At 56.4% G+C, this 19,992-nt stretch carries 12 protein-coding genes and 3 pseudogenes; 11 read left to right on the forward strand and 4 right to left on the reverse strand.

Features of this window, described 5'->3' with window-relative positions; genetic code table 11:
* The 4 genes from ACQZ51_RS21525 to ACQZ51_RS21540 all read left to right on the forward strand — a co-directional run.
* The coding region (locus tag ACQZ51_RS21525) for a BapA/Bap/LapF family large adhesin (RefSeq protein WP_448780419.1) at positions 1 to 2,051 on the forward strand (2,051 nt) is incomplete at its 5' end.
* 59 nt (positions 2,052 to 2,110) lie between these two features.
* Positions 2,111 to 4,360, forward strand: a complete 2,250-nt coding sequence (locus ACQZ51_RS21530) for a type I secretion system permease/ATPase (RefSeq protein WP_448780421.1) — start codon at positions 2,111 to 2,113, stop codon at positions 4,358 to 4,360.
* Positions 4,361 to 5,563 (forward strand): HlyD family efflux transporter periplasmic adaptor subunit, encoded by a 1,203-nt coding sequence (locus ACQZ51_RS21535; RefSeq protein ID WP_448780422.1) that lies wholly within the window; start codon positions 4,361 to 4,363, stop codon positions 5,561 to 5,563.
* 88 nt (positions 5,564 to 5,651) lie between these two features.
* Positions 5,652 to 8,726, forward strand: a complete 3,075-nt coding sequence (locus ACQZ51_RS21540) for a UDP-N-acetylmuramoyl-tripeptide--D-alanyl-D-alanine ligase (protein ID WP_448780424.1) — start codon at positions 5,652 to 5,654, stop codon at positions 8,724 to 8,726.
* 29 nt (positions 8,727 to 8,755) lie between these two features.
* On the opposite strand, the gene ACQZ51_RS21545 is transcribed toward ACQZ51_RS21540, so the two are convergent.
* Positions 8,756 to 9,802, reverse strand: a complete 1,047-nt coding sequence (locus ACQZ51_RS21545) for an alpha/beta hydrolase family protein (protein WP_448780426.1) — start codon at positions 9,800 to 9,802, stop codon at positions 8,756 to 8,758.
* Between the two features lie 569 nt (positions 9,803 to 10,371).
* Between ACQZ51_RS21545 and ACQZ51_RS21550 the strand changes: the two are divergent.
* From ACQZ51_RS21550 to ACQZ51_RS21580, 7 genes and pseudogenes are all read left to right on the forward strand, one after another.
* Positions 10,372 to 11,519: pseudogene (locus ACQZ51_RS21550) on the forward strand (HPP family protein).
* Between the two features lie 338 nt (positions 11,520 to 11,857).
* Positions 11,858 to 11,992, forward strand: a pseudogene (locus ACQZ51_RS21555) (integrase core domain-containing protein); the annotation flags it as partial.
* 530 nt (positions 11,993 to 12,522) lie between these two features.
* Positions 12,523 to 14,025 carry an ABC transporter substrate-binding protein gene (locus ACQZ51_RS21560; protein ID WP_448780427.1) on the forward strand — a complete coding sequence of 501 codons (1,503 nt, stop codon included), beginning with the start codon at positions 12,523 to 12,525 and terminating at the stop codon, positions 14,023 to 14,025.
* A 77-nt stretch (positions 14,026 to 14,102) separates the two neighbouring features.
* Complete coding sequence (locus tag ACQZ51_RS21565; RefSeq protein WP_448780429.1) at positions 14,103 to 15,020, forward strand: ABC transporter permease; 918 nt, start codon at positions 14,103 to 14,105, stop codon at positions 15,018 to 15,020.
* 12 nt (positions 15,021 to 15,032) lie between these two features.
* The gene (locus tag ACQZ51_RS21570; RefSeq protein WP_448780431.1) at positions 15,033 to 15,950 is read left to right on the forward strand and encodes an ABC transporter permease; all 918 of its coding nucleotides are present in this window, start codon (positions 15,033 to 15,035) and stop codon (positions 15,948 to 15,950) included.
* Positions 15,947 to 17,611: an ABC transporter ATP-binding protein gene (locus ACQZ51_RS21575; protein ID WP_448780433.1), complete on the forward strand. Its 1,665-nt coding sequence runs from the start codon at positions 15,947 to 15,949 to the stop codon at positions 17,609 to 17,611. The genes ACQZ51_RS21570 and ACQZ51_RS21575 overlap by 4 nt, the downstream gene beginning before the upstream one ends.
* Before the next feature lie 310 nt (positions 17,612 to 17,921).
* A pseudogene (locus tag ACQZ51_RS21580) lies at positions 17,922 to 18,085 on the forward strand (DUF736 family protein); the annotation flags it as partial.
* Between the two features lie 45 nt (positions 18,086 to 18,130).
* Here ACQZ51_RS21580 and ACQZ51_RS21585 read toward each other — a convergent pair.
* From ACQZ51_RS21585 to ACQZ51_RS21595, 3 genes are all read right to left on the reverse strand, one after another.
* On the reverse strand, positions 18,131 to 18,409 hold the full coding sequence (locus ACQZ51_RS21585) for an HU family DNA-binding protein (RefSeq protein ID WP_448780435.1): 279 nt from the start codon (positions 18,407 to 18,409) through the stop codon (positions 18,131 to 18,133).
* 345 nt (positions 18,410 to 18,754) lie between these two features.
* On the reverse strand, positions 18,755 to 19,063 hold the full coding sequence (locus ACQZ51_RS21590; protein WP_448780437.1) for a DNA cytosine methyltransferase: 309 nt from the start codon (positions 19,061 to 19,063) through the stop codon (positions 18,755 to 18,757).
* 106 nt (positions 19,064 to 19,169) lie between these two features.
* Complete coding sequence (locus ACQZ51_RS21595) at positions 19,170 to 19,928, reverse strand: glucosamine-6-phosphate deaminase (protein WP_448780438.1); 759 nt, start codon at positions 19,926 to 19,928, stop codon at positions 19,170 to 19,172.
* Positions 19,929 to 19,992 lie beyond the last annotated feature (64 nt).

Consider the following 19,992-nt stretch of genomic DNA (forward strand, 5'->3'; position numbering starts at 1 on the left):
CCGATGCTGATGCTGACGCTGATGCCGATGCTGACGCGGATGCTGATGCAGATGCCGATGCAGATGCAGATGCCGATGCCGACGCGGATGCCGACGCTGATGCCGATGCCGATGCCGATGCCGATGCGGACGCCGATGCCGACGCGGATGCCGACGCTGATGCCGATGCTGACGCCGATGCGGATGCGGATCTCGAACCCACGGATGATGTGGCTACGGCTGAGGTGAATCTTCTACCCACCGTGACAGAGGATGTTTCGCTGGGGAGCGATACCTACCTGGCCGTCGTGAGTCTCGCCGGACTAGACCTGCAGTTATTTGCGGATACAATCGGATTTGATGTGGAGACCGGCCATACACAGGATCTCAACTTCGATTTCAGCGGGCTCATCGGTGCAGGCGCGCTAGGCAACTACAGTCTTGTGGTGCAGAAGTGGGATCCCTCGACCCAGCAATGGACCAGCATCGACGGAGGAGGTCCTGCCACGATCCTGTCCCTGTCGCTTTTTGGCGGAACCAGTGGCACCGTGCCGGGTCTGGAACCGGGGGAATACCGAGCCTTCATGGGATTCAATGGCCTGCTCGGTGTGGGCGTTGGCGGCACACTGACGCTCGATGGCACGGACTATGACTTTACAGAAAATGGCGGTTACGACCCTGTTGCTGTGAGCGGTAATGTCCTCGACAATGACGTAGTCCCGGCTGGAACGACGGTGCAGAGCATCGATGGCCAGGCCGTCGATCAGGACGGAGTGACCATACAGGGTGATTTCGGCGAGCTTCTCATACGTTCCGACGGATCTTACACCTATACGCCCTTCGCCAATGGAGCGGGGATCGGCAAGGTGGACCGGTTTGACTATGTAGTTACAGATTCCGACGGCAATACTAGTCCAGCAACTCTTTACGTCCAGATCGGCAGCGACAATGTAGCGCTGACCTGGAGTAACACCGACCCCGGCCTTCCGGCGACGTTCGAGTTTGCCACAACGGGAGATAGCGCAGACGCTTCCGTCATCTGGAGCAATGTGACGGACGACGATTTCTTCACCGCCACCGGTTCTACGTTGCTTTCTGGCGGCCTTGGACAGACGAGCACCTACACCAGCAGCAGTTTCGTAGTCACCGACAGCATGGAGGTTTCCGGCAGCATCAACGCATCCGTCCTGCTAGCGGCTCTGTCGAATGGTGTGCTTTATCTCGAGCGTGAAACAACACCAGGCAACTGGCAGCAGGTAGCAAGCGACTCCTTCAACATTATTGTTGGCGGGCTCGGCACCGTGGCGTCGATAGATTTGGCTGAACTCGATCTCCTCGCCGGTACCTACCGTGTCCGGTCGACATTGAGTGGAACGTTGGTAAATGTGTCAGCGACCATAACAACCGATATCGATGTGACATACACCGACCAATATGAGGTCGGGACCGCGACCGGTGACAGCGGTAATCTGCTTACCAATGATGATTTGGGTTCCACCTTTACCCAGTTCCAGGTATTTGACGGAACAAGCTTCGTGGATGTGACGGGCACCAGAACGATCGACGGTGAATATGGTACGCTAACCATCGACGCCGATGGCAGCTACAGCTATGAGTTGCACCCGAATCTCCCCCATTTCGCCACATCGCAAACCGAGACCTTCGAGTATCAGCTCACACATCCGTCGGGAGAGGTCGAGCAATCGTCCCTTGTCGTGACCGTCGACCCCTCCGGCGCAGGCGTGCCGGATCAGGCGATGATGTTCTTTGCCGAGGATATAACCGGTCTCGACAGCATTGATTTGGCGGAAAGTGGTGATCCATTTGTCTCAAGTTCGGAGAGTGATGACGAGCTCTCTCGCCTGATCGAGGAGGAATCTGAAGAATTGACCGTCCCGCTTGATGGTCTCGCTGCTCTGAGTGAACCCGAGGATGGTGACGCTGATCTGAGTTCGACTGAGGAGCACGCAGGTCTTGCGGAGACGCCCGATCCGGTGGAGATGCCTGTCGACCCCTTCGGCCATCTGGTGGCCGAAGACGAATTGAGTTCCACGCATTCGACTGTAATCTGAAACGATCCAAGGACGGCATGGGGACATAAACGCCCCCATGCCGTTACAAAGGAAATCCCATGCCCCTTTCCGACATGACGACGGAGCAATGGCCCGATTCTGACGCTGGCTCCGATTTCGAGAGCTGGAGCGAGGCCCTTCAATATGTGGCGCGTCACTACGGTGTGCCTTTTTCGGCGGGTGGAGCGCGACAGCTCGCCCAAGCCATGCAGGCGATCAATACAGATGATTGTCTCATGCGCCTGGCAAGCAAGCTGGGCTTGCAGATCAAACGTGCAGTACCGTCGCCGCGCCTTCTCACAAGCTGGCGATTGCCGGTGATCGTGAAGCTCTCTGACGGTTCAATTGGTGTCGTAACAGCCTTGGCCGCCAACAGGGACGTATCCATCGTCCTCAGCGGAGACGCCGGCGTCGCCACAGTGCTGGCGCTTGATGATCTGCTGCGGCAGACCGACTTCGTCATTATCGCGCGTCCGCAGCGCGGAACGGTCGATGAGCGGGTCGATGGCTATATTGCTCCTTACCGGGAACATTGGTTCCGCTCGATCGCATTTCGCGACATCGGCTCCTATAGCCATGTCATGCTGGCATCGCTTGTTGCCAATATTCTGGCACTGGGTGGCGTCATGTTCTCGATGCAGGTTTATGACCGGGTGGTGCCGGCCAAGTCGTTCAACACCCTTTATGTCTTGTTCATCGGCGTGCTGCTGGCAGCGTTCTTCGACTTCATCATGCGCCGTCTTCGCACCCGCATTATAGATATCGTCGGCAAACGTACCGACATGCGCATCTCCGATCTCGTGTTCGGTCATGCGATGCGCGTGAAGAACCAGGAACGGCCCACCTCCACCGGCACGTTCATCGCCCAGTTGCGAGACCTGGAGCAGGTCCGCGAACTCTTGACCTCCACCACCGTTTCCGCCGTCGCGGACCTTCCCTTCTTTATTTTGTTCCTGTTCATATTCTGGTTGATTGGGGGACCCATCGTCATCATTCCGATTGCGGCTCTTTTTCTTCTCGTATTGCCCGGACTGCTGGCCCAGCGCGGACTTCGCGCTGCTGCCAGTGAAGCGATGCGCGAATCGTCGCTCCGCAACGCGATGCTTGTGGAGGCCGTTCAGGGCATAGAGGACATCAAGACGCTGCAGGCTGAGGACCATTTTCAGCAGCGCTGGAACCACTACAATGCCGTCTCGGCCGACGGTCAGCTGCGTCTGCGAGCCATAACCAGTAGCCTCGCAGCCTGGAGCCATACCGTGCAGACGGGCACTTTCGCGGCGGTCGTCGTCGTCGGTGCGCCGCTCGTCATGGAAGGAGACATGACAACGGGCTCTCTCGTTGCATGTTCCATTCTCGGCTCCCGCATGATGGCACCCATGGCACAACTCACACAGATTCTCGGCCGGTTTCAGCAGGCCAAGGTGGGGTTGAAAAGCATCGACGCCATTTTGCGTATGCCTTCCGATCACCCTGACAGCGAAACGCGCGTGAGTGTTCCCACCTTGCGTGGAGCATACAGGATCAGGGGCGCGGCCTTTCACTACGGCACTAATGCAGGGCGGCCAGCGCTTGCGATCGGGGACCTGTCAATAACTGCGGGAGAGAAAGTCGCCGTTCTCGGCAAGAATGGTGCCGGAAAATCTACCCTTCTCTCGGCCATGGCGGGCATGGTTGAACCGGCAGCCGGCGAAATGCTGATCGACGACCTCGCACTTTCACAGGTCGATCCCTCCGATCTGCGCCGGAATGTTGGACTCTTGACTCAGGACTCACGCCTCTTTCATGGAACCATCCGTGAAAACGTTACCCTTGGCGCATTGCATGCACCGGAAACCTTGCTGCTCGACGCGCTTACGATGACAGGAGCAGATGACTTCGTGCGCAAGCTGCCGCGCGGGCTCGACCACCCCATCCTTGAGGGCGGAAGAGGCCTTTCAGGTGGTCAGAAACAGGCACTGCTTCTAGCGCGTCTCCTCATTCGAGATCCGGCTGTCGTTCTGCTTGATGAGCCGACCGCGGCGATGGACGAAACGAGCGAGCGGCACTTCATCACGCGATTCCGGTCGTGGAGTGCCGAGCGGACAGTGATCGTTGCAACGCACCGCATGCGCGTTCTGGAGCTGGTTCAACGCGTCATCGTCGTTGAGAATGGGCAGATCATTCTTGATGGCAGCAAGGAGGGGGTTCTCAACACTCTGCGTGGTGTCAACAAGATAGCATCGCCGAACGGTGTGCGGCGAAAAATGCCCGAAAAGAAACCCGCAGCGGCGATGGCTGGTTTCCCCTTCAAAACGACGCAGGAGGTGTAAATGGCGGTTTTCAGTGAACGCGATTTCACAAGGCGCGGGGGGTGGGCATTCGGTGACGATGACGGGCGGTACCTCATCCGTTCCGCACGCGTCGTACAGCTGTTCGTAGCACTTCTGGTAGCAATGCTGATCTGGGCCTATTTTGCAACGCTGGACGAGGTCTCTACAGGGGACGGTCGTGTAATCCCGACCAGCCGCGAACAGGTCATCCAGTCGCTTGAAGGCGGGATTGTCGCAACGCTTCACGTACGTGAAGACCAGGTGGTTGAACCAGGGCAGATTCTCGCACAGCTCGATCCGACCAAGAGCCAGTCCGATGTGGAGGAAAGCGCAGCGAAGTATAGGGCGGCGCTCGCCGCAGCTACTCGGCTTGAAGCTGAAGTCAAAGGAACAGCTTTATCGTTTCCTCCGTCACTTGACGCCTACCCCGTACTGATTTCTTCGGAGACCGAACTTTACACAGCTCGCCGGCGGGCGCTCGAAGAGTCCCTGCGCTGGATCGAGGAATCACTTTCGCTTGTCTCCAGCGAACTGAAACTCAATGAAGAATTGAGGTCTGTCGGTGCGGCCAGTAATGTCGAGGTTATTCGCCTGCGTCGGCAGAGCGTGGAGCTTGAACTCAAGAAGGTCGAGATCAAGTCGGAATATGTCGTAAAGGCACGCGAGGAGCTGACGAAGGCGAACGCCGAAGTGAATTCTCTCTTCCCGATTGTAGCCGGTCGCGCGGACAGTCTTGCCCGCCTCACGCATCGTTCGCCGGTGCGTGGTATTGTGAAAAACATTGAGGTGTCGACAATCGGTGGCGTTGTGCCCCCCAACGGCAAACTTATGGACATCATCCCGCTAGGTGACGAGCTTCTTATTGAGGCGCGGATTTCCCCACGAGACGTCGCCTATATCCATCCCGGCCAGCGCGCGAGCGTCAAGATCAGTGCCTATGACTATGCTGTCTATGGCAGCCTTGACGGCAAAGTGACAACAATTTCACCGGATACGATACAGGACGAGGTCGATCGGGAGATTTATTACTACCGCGTGTTCATCAAGGCGGAGAAGGACGCGCTGGTCAATTCGGCTGGTCGGGAATTCCCGATCGTTCCCGGCATGGTCGCGAATGTCGACATTCACACAGGTGAGAAGACCGTGCTGGAATACCTCATCAAGCCTTTCAACAAGGCCCAGGAGGCGTTGCGTGAACGTTAAGGCGAGAGTGTCTCCGGCAAACAAGCCGCAGGGCATACACGAGCGGCTTTTCGGCATACGAAGCCTCCTAGAAAACCGGATTCATCTTTTGGCATACCCGTTGCCTCAAGTGGCATTGTTCTTTTCTGTTTCCGATGGAGACAGGCGGGCACAGGTCGTCAATGTCTCAGGTCCGTCTCTCGATTCCGCCTGGCAACAGGGTGTGAGTCAGCTCCTTGCCATCATGGGTAGCGAAAACATTCAAGGGCGTTGGGTCCGAGTCGATTGGGTGGAGATTGCTGAAAAGACTACGTGGGCGCGGCTGCGGTCACTGCTGGGCAAGGTAAAGCGCAATTATTTCCGTTTCGGAATTGCGCTTGATCCGGCATTCCGCCATGCCTTTACCGAACATGAGTTGAACGCGAACGCGATGCTCTATGGCGGAAACACGCTGACCAATGCCGTATTGAACGAAAAGAATTTCAACCTCTATGCCCGCGGACGCTATGTAGATCTGCCTTCCTTGAGCTTTCCACCAAACAGCACGATCTTTCTCTTTTCGACGAAAGGCGTCTTTTGCGACGAGGCCGGAAGTCTGCACCTGATCGAGGGAAATGGTCTCGATGCAGGACGCCGGACCTTGGATCGGCTGGACGGAGGCGTTGTTCTGCAGTTGCTTCGCGATTCCTCTGCCTATCTCTCGCGGCAAGTTAAAGCAGATGGTTCATTCGTTTACGGTTATCACGCCTGCTTCGATCGACGTATTGAGACTTACAATGGGCTACGCCACGCAAGCACGACCTATGCCATGATAGAAGCCTGGGAAGTCACACATGACAGGCAACTAAAAAAGGCGATTGAACGGGCGCTCGTTTACCTCGAGACTCATCTGATCAGGTCAGTGGTCCTTCCCGATGGCCTGCCAGCCGCCTTCCTTGTTGAGGCAGACGGAGAGATCAAGCTCGGCGGCAATGCCGTTGCGATCCTGGCATTCACAAAATATATGGCAGTCACAGGCCAGATGGAACGGAGTGGGCTCGCCGAGCGGCTTGCATGCGGCATACGCCACATGCAGAATCCGGAGACGGGCGCTTTCGTGCATGTCCTTCAGTTTCCCGATCTTTCGATTAAGCAGCGACACCGCACTATCTACTATGAGGGCGAAGCTGCTTTCGGCCTCATGCGCCTCTATGATCTCACAAGAGACCCGCAGTGGCTCGAAACCGTGGAAAAAGCATTCGAGCACTTCATTGCCAAGGAGTACTGGAAACATCACGACCACTGGCTGGGGTATTGCGTCAACGAACTTACGCGTCACAAGCCCAAGCAGCGGTATTTCCGTTTCGCCATCCGCAACATCGCCAATTACCTCGACTTCGTGGAAAATCGGATCACCACTTTTCCGACGTTGCTCGAACTGATGATGGCGGCGCGCCAGACATTGTCGCGGATTGCGGCCGAGCCGAACCTGCATGGTCTGTTGAAAGAGATCGATCTTGCGCATTTCGAAAGGGCACTTGAGAAACGTGCGCACCATCTGCTTAACGGCCACTTTTGGCCCGAAATGGCGATGTATTACCGCAACCCCGACCGCATCACAGGTTCCTTCTTCATCCGTCATCATGCTTTCCGCGTCCGGATTGACGATGTCGAGCACTATCTCTCCGGCTTCGTCGCCTATCGCAGCTATCTTAAGCAGAGGGCAGTATTCCGTGAAGTTATCCGCCAACACGCAGTGTTCACCGGTCATCGCCGCCCTGATATATCGAAGGGAGGGGTTGGCCCCGATGCCAGACAGTGGGATGCGGCTCATGTTGCGGCGGCAACCGGGGGATCCTGGGTTCAGCCACCGCCAGAATGCTGGACAGCAAAAGGGCTCTGCACATACGCGCCGGCCATGCAGCCCAACGATATTGTCGTCCTGCGCGGCGGGAAAGACACGACGGGGGTGCCGCTGCATAGGCTCATCGATCGCGAAAAGCCGGCAGGTTACATCACCACAAATCCGGAACTGGCCTACGGTCTGGAGGGGCCGGTGCTCCGGGTGACGGATAACATGCAGGCGACTTTGTCAATGGGCGATTATGCACGCACCCGGATGAGCGGTAATGTGCTTGCGGTAACTGGCAGTGCCGGTAAGACCACAGTTGTCGCCATGCTGGCTCACGCGCTTTCTGCTTGGGGCGATGTCGGCAAAAGCCACCATAATGCGAACCTGCCCGCGGGCGTGGCCTGGAACCTCGCCTCTATCCCGTGGGACGCCCCACACGTGGTGTTGGAACTGGCCATCGGTAAAATGGCGATCAGTGCCCGAATGGCGCGACCGAAGGTCGCAATCTTCACCAATGTTCTGCCAGCCCACCTCAACGAAAGGAGTACGATCACAGATATTGCCCGGACAAAAAGCGCAATCTTTCTGGGCATGGCGCCGGGCGACAAGGCCGTCCTCAACCGCGATATGCTGGAGTGGGACACGGTGCATGCAGCGGCGCGTCGGCAAAAGCTCGACGTTGTCACCTACGGGACCTCGGAAGAATGCATTTGTCGGCTTCTGCGCTACGACGCGGCAAACCAGCAGGCGCATGCGCGGATCAGAGACCGGGAGATCATCTTCCGGATAGGCGCCGCCGGCTATCACATGGCACTGAATGGCCTTGCGGTCCTTGCCGCTGTTTCCGCGCTGGGTCATCCACTTGAGCCAGCGATCGCACAGCTGGAAAGTTTTGCGGCTCTGCCGGGACGCGGAGAGGAGATTCATCTTTCGCTCGATGGACGCAGGTTGACCGTGATTGACGACGCCTATAACGCCAATCCGGGTTCTATGCGCGCTGCTCTGGCCCGATTGAGTGATCACCCATGCGGGCGGCGACGCATTGCTGTCCTGGGCGAGATGGCGGAGCTGGGTCCCGGCGCGGTCGCTTATCACACCGAGCTTGCAACATTCATGCAAAATCGTTCGATCGATGAAGTCCATGTTATCGGTGAGCTTTACATCGACTTCTGGGAAGCAATTCCGCCTGCCTTGCGTGGTTTCCATGCCCGAACGGGGCAGGCACTGAAGGACGTTCTCCGCGAGCGGCTGGCCGACGGGGACGTGGTTCTTCTCAAGGGATCGCATAGCACGGGAATGCACGAACTTGTCGAGTGGCTAAAGAAAATTGCTGAAGACAGCTCCGCTGCGTAGGTCTGTTTCCACACAAGCGAGCAGAACAGCTATTTGAGTTGTTCAAGTTCCATCTCATGGATAGCGCGGCGGATGTTGATCGGTGAACGGCCCTGAGCGATCAGGGCGGCAGCAAGGCGTCCGTGATAGGCGAGAATATGGCGCTGGCGGTCCGTGGCCTGAACATAGATATGGTGCGGCTCGAAGCCTGCGGCGCGCAGGCGCCTGACATAAAAGAGCTGACTGAAAAACGGAACGGCGCGATCCTCCGGGTCGGAGAGAAGATAGATGTCTGGTCGAGGATCGGTTCGAATCCCGTCAATTTCATCGATGGGATCGTAAAACGCGGCCGCATTGTAGAGGAGCTTACCCGGAAGCCGTCGTCTTCGCTCCCAGAAGGCGGATACCTGTTTCACCGAGACAAGGCCGGAGGTGATGACGACCGCGGAGACATCCCTGCGCCTATTCAGGAGAGCTGCCACGATCTGGCCGCCAGCAGAGTGGCCAGTTAGAATGAAGCTCGATATTTTGTGTTTTTCCTTGATCAGGTCAAGCGCGCGATCCATTAGCAATATTTCGCGCAGATGGCGGCGCTTGTTGTGATCGCCCGAAGAACCATAGATGCCGGGGCGCGCCATGAAAATAACAGGGTGGCCGGCTTTGTGGGCCCATTCTGCCATTTCCGTCGTGATCGTAGCAGGTGATTGCCGGGCATAGGAATCAGTTATGAAACGAACGCCCTTGGGATTGCGCAGCATCACGTCACCGCCGAAGTAGACAAGGGCAATCTGGTTCTCACTATCGGCTAACCCTTGCGGATAGTAGCGGATACAATCTCCCTCGCCGTCAATTTCGATCCACAGGCCATTAGGAACAGCGGCGCAGCGCTTCGAGGAAGTGAAAGATCCGTTCAGCGCTTCATAGGGGCTAAAGGCCTGGTCATTGAGAAAAACGCTAAGTTCGCTCGGTCTTGGCAATTCGAAAGGTCCAAGCCGCGGTGCATTTGCCAGAGCGGATTGTGAAGCTCCCGGAATGGCCAGTGCGAGCAACACCCACCGCGCGATCCACCAGGTAAGCCTTGGCTCCTCCTCCGTCATGGTTTCACTCCGATCTTCAAGGCATTGCTATTAGAAAGAACTGTAGTCAATTTCAGGGCTCCGCCAACGGAATCGATTTCATTTTGACAAATACTGCCCGCCACGTCACCTCCTCAGTCGGATGCATCACGCTAGCATTGTCGGCTACCGCTGCACCTATGCTGTAATTCGGGTGGTAGCGCGTCACCCTCTATAGGTTTGCCTGCTCTAAGGGGGCTCAGAGACCATGGCAGACGGCTAGGGGTGGCATGGAGGGGGATGGGCCTTTTCACGGTCCCTCCATGAAATGGGCGCCTACAGGGCTGCCATCATCCAGGACAGCATATCGACAGATGTTCGCTAACTAAAGCAGCCAATTCGATCACATAAGCGAGACTGGGGTTCCACAAAGTCCCCAGGCCCGCATGAAACCAAAGACCGATTGAGCCTGTGGCAGTGAAACATCGCTTCCACCGATTACTTGTCTTAGCTTGTATTGCGGTCACGGTCAAAACCGCGCGCCCCTCACTGCCCAATATGGGGCCACTCGGAAAGCAAGTGGTTACACGCGCTTGTAACCTTAATACAGAATGAGAAATCTGTTGGGCCTGATCCTGCCGGAAGCAATGCCGGTTAGTTACAAGGAGCGGCTTCGTTCAGCAACGGGTGTATTGATTGGCATTCTCTTGACGGGCTTACTGCGGCATCTGGCAATCAGAGATATCGCGACGCTGCCTGCTTTGATCGCACCAATGGGGGCGTCCGCCGTCCTGCTGTTTGCGGTTCCCTCCAGCCCGCTCGCACAGCCATGGTGCATTCTCTGCGGCAATATCGTCTCCGTGGTTGTCGGTGTTGCAATTGCAAAGCTGGTGTGGATCCCTTCGCGGCCGCGGGGCTCGCCATTAGCATCGCCATAGCGGCCATGATGGCTCTACGCTGCCTGCACCCACCAAGCGGTGCAGTGGCTTTGACGGCAGTTCTTGGCGGATCGGCCATTCACGATCTTGGCTATGGCTTCGTGCTCTGGCCGGTGATGGGCAATTCCATAGCGCTTCTCACCGTGGCGTTCATCTTCAACAATTTGACTGGCCGTCGCTATCCGCACGCGATGCGCATTCAGCCAACCAACCACGGCATGAAAGACCCGACGCCAGTCCAGCGCATCGGTTTCTCGTCGGCCGATCTGGATGATGTCCTGAAGGACTTCGATCAGGTGTTGGACATCGATCGCGACGATCTTGAAACGATACTGCGCCGCACTGAACTGCGCTCCTACCGCCGTCGAGCCACACATCTGGCGTGCGCGAGTATCATGTCCCGCGACGTTGTCGGCGTCGCGCCGGATGATCCCTTGAAAACCGCTCATGAATTGATGCGCAACCACCATTTTAAGGCTCTACCTGTGACAAATGATAACGCGGTGGTCGTTGGCATCGTGACTCAGACAGACTTGCTCGACAAAGCAAGCTGGGCAAGCGGCCGCCCGACCATCGGCCTTGTTCAACGAATTCAGCTGATATTCTCAGGACGAAGCGCTCCCAACGGCACGGTTAAAGACATCATGACATATCCAGTTAAAACTGTGTCCCCAGAGACGCCAGTCGAAGATGCGATCATCATTCTGGCAGAACAGGGCTTACACTATCTGCCGGTTGTAAGCGGCGACAAGAAACTTGCCGGGATCATTTCTCAGTCGGATGTGATGGTCGGTATGCTTGCCGACAGGGCAAAGGAGTAGACCGAAACACAAACCCAGTTCGTATAGCAACGGGCTCTATGCCGACGGAATTGGACGTCTACAAATCGGAGTGTTGGACGGACGATGCACTGTACCGCACGGGCATGCACGACGCCTTCCGAAATTGTCTCTCGGGCTGCACGGATGCGCTACCTGAAATGCATCCGGGAGAGCGAACCTACACGTTTTGGGACTTTTTCCGAAATGCCTATGGGCGCGACGCGGACTTGGGGCTCGACCATTTCCTGCTTAGTCCGGACCTTGCTAGGTGAAGAAGGCAGAGGTCGACAGACATGTGCGGCTGGGAGCGCACCAGCGACACACTCCGGTCGGGATCGAGCTACAAGACAGTGTTCGAGGCCCGTGTCGGCATTGGCTGATATCTGACCTTCTATAATAGTCGACGCCCACATTCATCCCTTGACCGGCAGACGCCGGATCAGGCCCAGTTCAACGCGTTGGCACACTTAATTGGGCGGCATAATCGAGGCGGAAATCCACTTGGCGAAACGCCCAAAACTGTTCGGACAAACCAAGCCAGCTCTCACTGCTTAAGGAGAAACATACTATCTCTTCAAAATTGTTATGATGATGCAGCTAAAGGGAAACATTGTTTTAGGCGGGATAATTTGCGAACTAGCAGGTCACGGCGTTTGCAGCATTGCTGCGAACAGGTCCTCTCAACGAGTAAATCATATCTCTGATTGACTCATATTATAAGTTATCATATGGGTTCTTCATCGTAAGTTTGCAAGCGCAATAGCATACCGGTTGGCCAGCCGTAGTCCGCATATTTACTGAAGTTATATGTCGCAATCGCGCAGCCCCGATTTCAAGCCACATCGACAGGTTGTTCCGGCTGCGATTCTGTGGGTGGTGCGCGTTTGAAGATTAAGGAGCCTGGGCGACGTGTCCGAGGCTTCGAGAAACATGCGCCTGCGGTGACGGAGATTGTCCGGGCCAGCAGGCTTGCTTGCAACAGTTTCACTTGGGAGGAGTGCAAATGAAATCAATGTGTTTAATCGCGGGTGCCTTGGCGGTCTTGGGATCGGCAAGTCATGTGGCGGGGCAGAATGCGTCGGAAATACGGATCGTTTTGCCGGAACAGCCTGCCAATCTTGAACCCTGCGGCACTATTATCACCAACGTCGGACAGATTTTGAGCCGCAACGTGGTCGAACCGCTGACGGTGATCGATGCCGCTTCGGGCCAACCGAAACCTGCACTTGCGACCGAATGGACGCAGAAAGACCCGAATACATGGCAGATTAAGATCCGTGAGGGCGTCAAATTTCAGGATGGCGAGGCGCTGAACGCCGAAGCCGTAAAATACTCCATCGAGCGCATGACAGGTGGCAAAGTCACTTGCAGCAACATCGCCAAATTCGGGAGTGCGAAGCTTACAGTATCTGTCGTTGACGACCAAACCGTGGAGATCAAGTCCGACACGCCCCAGCCGATCTTGCCGACACTTTTGAGCGTCGTGATGGTCGTTTCGCCAAAGACACCAGCCGACAAGGCCGTCAACGATCCCGTCGGAACCGGGCCTTACAAGTTGTCGAGCTTCAATCAGCAAACTGTCATTCTAGATGCCTTTGAGGGCTATTGGGGCGACAAGCCGGCCTTTACCAAGGCAACCTATGTCTGGCGCCCGGAATCCTCGATCCGCGCTGCCATGGTGCAAACCGGCGAGGCCGATCTTACGCCGTCCATCGCCATTCAGGACGCGACCAATCAAGAAACCGATTTTGCCTATCTGAACTCGGAAACCACCGCCATTCGCATCGACACAGGCTTTGCTCCACTCGATGACGTGCGTGTTCGCAAGGCCCTCAATCTGGCTATCGACTGGGACGGTCTGGCACAGCTTTTTGGTGAAGATGTCAAGCGTGCCTCGCAGATGGTGGTTACGGGTATCAACGGTCACGACGAGACGCTTGCGCCATGGACCTACGACGCCGAGCAGGCACAGGTGTTGGTCGAAGAAGCGAAGGCCGCAGGCGTTCCGGTGGACACGGAAATCGAGATGATCGGTCGTAACGGCATCTACCCGAACGGCTCCGAAGCCATGGAAGCGATGACGGCCATGTGGCAGGAGGCGGGCCTCAACGTCAAGCTGACCATGCTCGACGTGAACGACTGGCTGCGTTACCTGCAAAAGCCTTTCCCGGAAGATCGCGGTCCAAACATGCTGCAAATGATGCATGACAACAACAAAGGTGATGCCGCCTTCACTATCCCAATCTTCTACACCTCTGGGGGCAGTTATGCGACGGTGAATGACGGCGCGTTCGACAAGGAAATCGCCGATGCACTCGCCTCCACCGGTGCGGATCGTACTGCTAAGTTCAAGGCGATCTTCGGCAAGGCGCGCAACGAGCAAGTTCTGGATATCCCAATGTTCCACATGATTGGCTACACCCGCGTCGGGCCACGCCTAGACTGGAAACCCGATATCAGCACCAACAGCGAAATCCCGCTCGTAAACATTAAACTCAAGAACTGACATTCGATACTCAAGAACTCGCGGGTGCCAAACCTTTTTCCGGCACCCGCTCAGCACTCGAAAACCAGAGGTTCTGCATGATTTTCGGCTATATCGGTCGGCGGGCCTATCACAGTATCATTTCGGTGATTGGCCTGCTGACGCTCGTCTTTTTTCTTACGCGCATGACGGGCGATCCGTCTGCGTTGTACCTGCCTCTCGATTCCAGTCTTGAAGCACGCCAGGATTTTGCGCGGCTGAACGGTCTGGACCAGCCGATCTATGTGCAGTTCGTCCAATACCTCAAGAGCCTTCTTTCACTGGATTTCGGCCAGTCGCTCCGTCAAAACCGCTCAGCCATCGAGGTGGCGCTTGAGGCATTTCCCGCGACGCTGAAGCTCGCGTTGGTGGCAATGGCGCTTGCCTTTACTCTGGCGATCATCGTCGGTGCTTTGGCCGCGGCCCGTCCCGGCAGCCTGTTTGATCGGGTTGCAGGCGTCGTCTCGCTTGCGGGTGCGAGCACGCCGGATTTTTGGGTGGCGATTGTGGGTATTCTGGTCTTTGCTGTCGGCTTGGGTTTGCTGCCCACCTCGGGAACGGGGACAGCGTTGCACTGGATTATGCCGATTACAGTGCTGATGCTGCGACCCTTCGGCCTTTTGGTGCAGGTGGTTCGTGGTACGATGATTTCTGCACTCGCGTCGCCTTATATCAAGACTGCGCATGCTAAGGGCATGAAGCGGCGCAAGATTATCTTTGGCCATGCGCTGCGAAACTCTCTGCTGCCCGTCATAACAGTCGCAGGCGATCTTATGACTGGTCTCATCAACGGGGCGGTTGTCGTGGAAACGATTTTCGGTTGGCCGGGCATCGGCAAGCTGATGATAGATAGCATCATCCAGCGAGATTTCGCCGTTGTGCAGTCCACAATCCTGGTGACCGCAATCGCGATCTTTGTCGTCAACATCGCTATCGACCTGCTCTACGTGGCACTCGATCCGCGCATTCGTTATTGAGGGTAAGACACCATGGCCGTTGTGACATCGCCATCTGCCAAATCTCCTGGCAATATTAGGCAATTGCTGATCTATCTCACTCGAGACAAACTTGCGCTTTGTGCTGCCATCTTTCTGCTGATCCTCTTCGCCTGCGTATCGTTCGGCCCACTGTTGATAGGCGATATGGCGGGCAAGCTGGGACTTCGCCAGCGAAACCTCGCACCATTCTCAATGGATGCTGGGGTCATCTATGTCCTCGGAGCAGACACGCTGGGCCGCCCGATTCTAGCACGCCTGATCGTTGGTGCGCAGACGACACTTGGCATTGCCGCCGCCGCCGTTTGCACGTCGATGCTGCTTGGCGGGGCGCTGGGTCTCGTTGCAGGCTATTCCGAGCGCTGGTACAGCCATGTCATTCTGCGTTTTGCAGATATCATCATGAGTTTTCCATCGTTGCTTCTGGCGCTGATCGTTCTCTACACGCTCGGCCCCAGTATCATGAATCTAGTGATCGTGTTGGCCATCACCCGTTTGCCCATCTTCATCCGCACCGCGCGTGCGGAGGTTCTCGAGTTGCGCGAACGCATGTTCGTCAGTGCGGCGTTGTCGATGGGGGCAAGTACCAGCAGGATATTGTTGCGGCACATTGCCCCGCTAGTGGTTCCGACATTGGTCACGATTGCCGCCATCGACTTTGCAACCGTCATTCTAGCGGAATCGGCGCTCAGCTTCCTTGGCCTTGGCATCCAGCCACCGGACTTCACTTGGGGCGCAATGGTTGCAAACGGCAGAGGATATCTCGCCTCTGCCTGGTGGATCGCTTTCTGGCCTGGTCTTGCGATCCTTCTTACCACTTTGTCGCTCAATCTTCTCGCCAGCTGGGCGCGCACGGTTGCCGATCCGCTGCAGCGCTGGCGCTTGCAGTCTCTCAGAAAGGCGGCGCGATGACCCAGTCGAACACTCCAATCCTGTCGATTAACAATCTGACAGTGGATTTTCTGTCCGAGGGCAATCCCGTCCGGGCCGTCGATGATGTGTCCTTTAACGTCCGCTCCGGCGAAACATTGGTCATTCTCGGCGAAAGCGGTTCAGGTAAAAGCGTCAGCACCGGTACGGTGATGAGCCTGATCGATTGTCCACCAGGCGACATCGTTTCCGGCTCGCTCGTTTTTGACGGCAATGATCTGCTTGGGCTGGATGCGGAGAGCAGACGCGGGCTCAATGGGCGCCGGATTGCGATGATCTTTCAGGACCCGCTTGCCTATCTCAACCCAGTTTACACCGTGGGTCGACAGATCGCAGAGGTTTTCGAAAGCCACTCAGACATTGCAAACGCCTCGGTTCAAGACAAGGTCATCCAACTGCTTGAGCGAGTCGGAATTCCCAATGCGAAAACACGGGCCGACTATTATCCGCATCAGTTTTCCGGTGGCCAGCGCCAGCGCGTCATGATTGCTATGGCGATTGCCTTGAAGCCGGATATCCTCATCGCAGACGAGCCGACGACCGCTCTGGATGTGAGCGTTCAGGCGCAGATCCTTGAGCTTTTGAACGACCTTCAACGCGAAACCGGCATGGCGTTGATCATGATTACCCATGATCTGGAAGTGGCAGCGGCCATGGCAGACCGGATCATCGTCATGAACGGCGGTAAAGTTGTGGAAAGCGGAAAGGCACAGGACGTCTTCACAAACCCCGCACATGCCTATACGCGCCGGCTGATGGCGGCGGTCCCGCACGCCCATTCGAAAGGTACACATGCGCGCGAGCGGATTACCAGCGAGGTGCTGCTCAAGGTGGAAAACCTCAGCAAGCACTATAGGCTCGGTTCCGGCCCGTTTTCCGACAAGCAGGAGTTTCGCGCAGTCGATGATGTCAGCTTCGATGTCCGGCGCGGAGAAACCGTCGGTATTGTTGGCGAATCCGGCTCCGGGAAGTCCAGTATTGCCAGGATGCTGCTACGGCTCAATGAACCGACGGCGGGCCGGGCGCTGTTTGCCGGCGAGGATATCTTCAAACTGGAAGGGAAAGGTCTGAACGGTTTTCGTCGGCGCGTGCAGATGGTGTTTCAAGACCCGTTCGGCTCTATGAACCCGCGCATGAGTGTTCGCCAGATCGTCTCCGAGCCCTGGTCTATCCACAAGGACATTTTGCCCAAGCCGAGATGGAATGATCGCGTTGTGGAATTGCTGGAAATGGTCGGTCTGAAAGCCGAGCACGCCGAGCGGCATCCCCACCAGTTTTCCGGAGGTCAGCGTCAGCGTATTGCCATTGCACGCGCGTTAGCAAGCGAGCCGGAATTGATCGTCTGCGACGAGGCGGTGTCTGCCCTCGATGTTTCGATCCAGATGCAGGTGATTGAGCTTTTGGCAGAACTTCGCCGTTCGCTCGGTCTCTCCTACATCTTCATCACCCACGATCTACCAATCGTTCGAGAGTTCGCAGACCGTATTCTGGTCATGCAGCGGGGAAAGGTGGTCGAGGAAAACGAAACGGAAAAGCTGTTCTCAGATCCGCAACATGAATATACGCGCTCGCTGCTGAACGCCGTTCCGCAGCCCAAGTGGCTTGTGCATCCGCGTTGCAAACATGATGGTTCAACTTCGTAAGCTATATGAAACAGAGCGGCGGCATTTTCCTCCCGGTCGCTCTTCATATCATAAAGATCGACAGTTCGCCTACGAGGGCCGGCCGGTTGGTGTTTCCCGACTTACCGCTCCCGACTACGTAGAAGCCCAGATCGCTGGCGAAACTTGAAGTCTAGCGCTCCAGCACTTCAAAGAGCGCTATCTTGAAAAAGGCTCTTCGCCACGTAACGTCACAAGAGAATAGGCAGTGTCGAAATCTGAGGCCTCTCAAAGCGCAGAGAAAGACCGCGCCTAATGCATGAATATTTTGTATTTTTCTTCAGTTCCTCCGGTCGAATTCGGCGTAGCCTGGAAGAAGTCCTCGAACGATGGTCGCGACTACCACTTGTCAAGCTCAAGGACCCAAGCTTCCCGGCCCCGATCTACGTGACGCCGATTGAGGTCGAAGGCGAGGAAGGCCTCTCCCTCATCTGGTCCCGGTCGAACCGGGACTGATACTGAACGCCCCGCCTGACAAGGCAGGGCGCTCCACGTGAGGGATCACTTGTTCAGTGCATCCTTGAGCGCCTTGGCAGGCGCGAAGGTCAGCTTCTTCGAAGCCGCAACCGTCATTTTCTCTCCGGTCGCGGGATTACGGCCCTCACGCTCAGGCGATACCTTCACCCTAAATTTGCCGAAGCCGGGGATTGACGTTTCCGCGTCGGAGCCTGCGGCATCGGCGATCGCCTGGAACACGGCTTCAACGATGCCCTTGGCCTGAACCTTGGTCAGGCCGTTCTCAGCTGCAATCTTGTCGGCGATTTCATTGGTGGTGGTCATGGAATTCCCCATCTTCTCGGAAAAGATAAAATCCGTGTCAGCTTCTGACCGGATTGTCACCGGAGAAGTTTGGAATAAGGGTGAGATTCGCTGGATGTCCACAGGGGGTCTTGGCAGATAACCTCGTTTGCGCTTCTCGGGAAGCACGTCGAGGAACAGGGTGATGGCCTTGCTCCCATTGTCGAATAGACGTACCTCTGCTGCCCGCGCGTTCTGATCCAGTCAGGCGCGCACCAGCGATACCTCGCTGAACAGTTTCGGCTGAACGGCAAGTGCGTAATGCTCCATTCAAGATCGGTCATGTCAAACCGGCGACGGGTCATCTGAGGTCTCTAAATCAAAGCCTCAACGAGCTAAAATGATGCCACCGTGTGAAGCCTGTTCATGAGTGTACGACCTAGATGGATTAGGCTGCCTCACTGGCAGTGAATTTATCGAGAGAGTACCTGCGCGCAGGTCGTTGGGATCCCTGCGCCCTGCATCCGAAAACGCCTGGCACGGTGGACCATCTGCAACTACATCGATCCATGCGGAGACGCGAGCAACATCACCGCGCCCTGCCTCTAGGTCGCTCTTCGGGTGATCGGCACGGAAAGTTTCCACCGCAGCGTGTTCGAAGTCCAGCGACAGAGAGGTGCGGAAACCCGCCTGCACCTACGAAGAGGTCGCTTACTAGATATCTGTTCCTGCAGATCCCGTGATCCGACGATGGCGGCAGAATATTGAGACGCCTGGTGAAAAACCAGTTTCCTGTGGCAGCTTAAAGCAACATCGCCGCAGCATCATCCAGGAACCAATGAACCTTAGCATGGGTGGCAAGGTGCGATGCCGGGCAGTTGTCCCTTGGTGTGTCCTGGATGCTTTTACGCACTGCTTCCGCTTTGGCTTTACCTGTCGCCAAAAGGACGATCTCGCGCGCGCTGAGAATATCGGCAATGCCCATGGTAATGGCATGCGCCGGCACATTCTTGAGTTCGACTAGGGTCGGCAGATTGGCAGCCAGTGTTTCTTCCGAAAGTTTGACAACCCGAACCCTACTGGTTTGCGCCGATCCCGGTTCGTTAAAACCGATGTGGCCGTTCGAGCCGATACCGAGCAATTGCAAGTCTATCGTGGTTTCGCCCAGCAGACGTGCATAACGCGCCGCTTCGGCAGTCTCGTCCTCCGCGGCTCCGTCAATCAGATTGGTCCTCTTAGGATCGAAGTCCGCCTTGTCGAACAATTCCCGATGCATGTAGGCTGCAAAAGAATCGGCCTGCGAGCCAGCGAGACCACAATATTCGTCAAGGTTGAATGTGGTGGCGTGCGCAAAGGATATTTGACCGCTCTCAACTGCATTAAGCAGCTTTGCATAGACCTGGCGAGGTGTCTGGCCGGTCGCCAGTCCCAGCACTGCGGTCGGCTTGGCGCGGACTACCGATAGGATACGCTCGGCAACCGCAGTACTCGCGTCTTCCGGCGTCGGAAAAATTGTGACGTTCAACGCACGCCCGTGTGCGTTCCGGTGAAGATGATCCATCAGAAGGTAACCTTTTAAAAGCTGTACGGAAGTTCGCGGCCAGACGTGGTCCGGCCGCCAGACA

The sequence above is a fragment of the Agrobacterium sp. CG674 genome (genome assembly GCF_053521645.1).

Coding starts and splice junctions, on each gene's coding strand:
- ACQZ51_RS21595 (WP_448780438.1), bottom strand. CDS start 19,928: ATGGATCATCTTCACCGGAACGCACACGGGCGTGCGTTGAACGTCACA.
- ACQZ51_RS21560 (WP_448780427.1), top strand. CDS start 12,523: ATGAAATCAATGTGTTTAATCGCGGGTGCCTTGGCGGTCTTGGGATCG.
- ACQZ51_RS21565 (WP_448780429.1), top strand. CDS start 14,103: ATGATTTTCGGCTATATCGGTCGGCGGGCCTATCACAGTATCATTTCG.
- ACQZ51_RS21530 (WP_448780421.1), top strand. CDS start 2,111: ATGCCCCTTTCCGACATGACGACGGAGCAATGGCCCGATTCTGACGCT.
- ACQZ51_RS21535 (WP_448780422.1), top strand. CDS start 4,361: ATGGCGGTTTTCAGTGAACGCGATTTCACAAGGCGCGGGGGGTGGGCA.
- ACQZ51_RS21575 (WP_448780433.1), top strand. CDS start 15,947: ATGACCCAGTCGAACACTCCAATCCTGTCGATTAACAATCTGACAGTG.
- ACQZ51_RS21570 (WP_448780431.1), top strand. CDS start 15,033: ATGGCCGTTGTGACATCGCCATCTGCCAAATCTCCTGGCAATATTAGG.
- ACQZ51_RS21545 (WP_448780426.1), bottom strand. CDS start 9,802: ATGACGGAGGAGGAGCCAAGGCTTACCTGGTGGATCGCGCGGTGGGTG.
- ACQZ51_RS21585 (WP_448780435.1), bottom strand. CDS start 18,409: ATGACCACCACCAATGAAATCGCCGACAAGATTGCAGCTGAGAACGGC.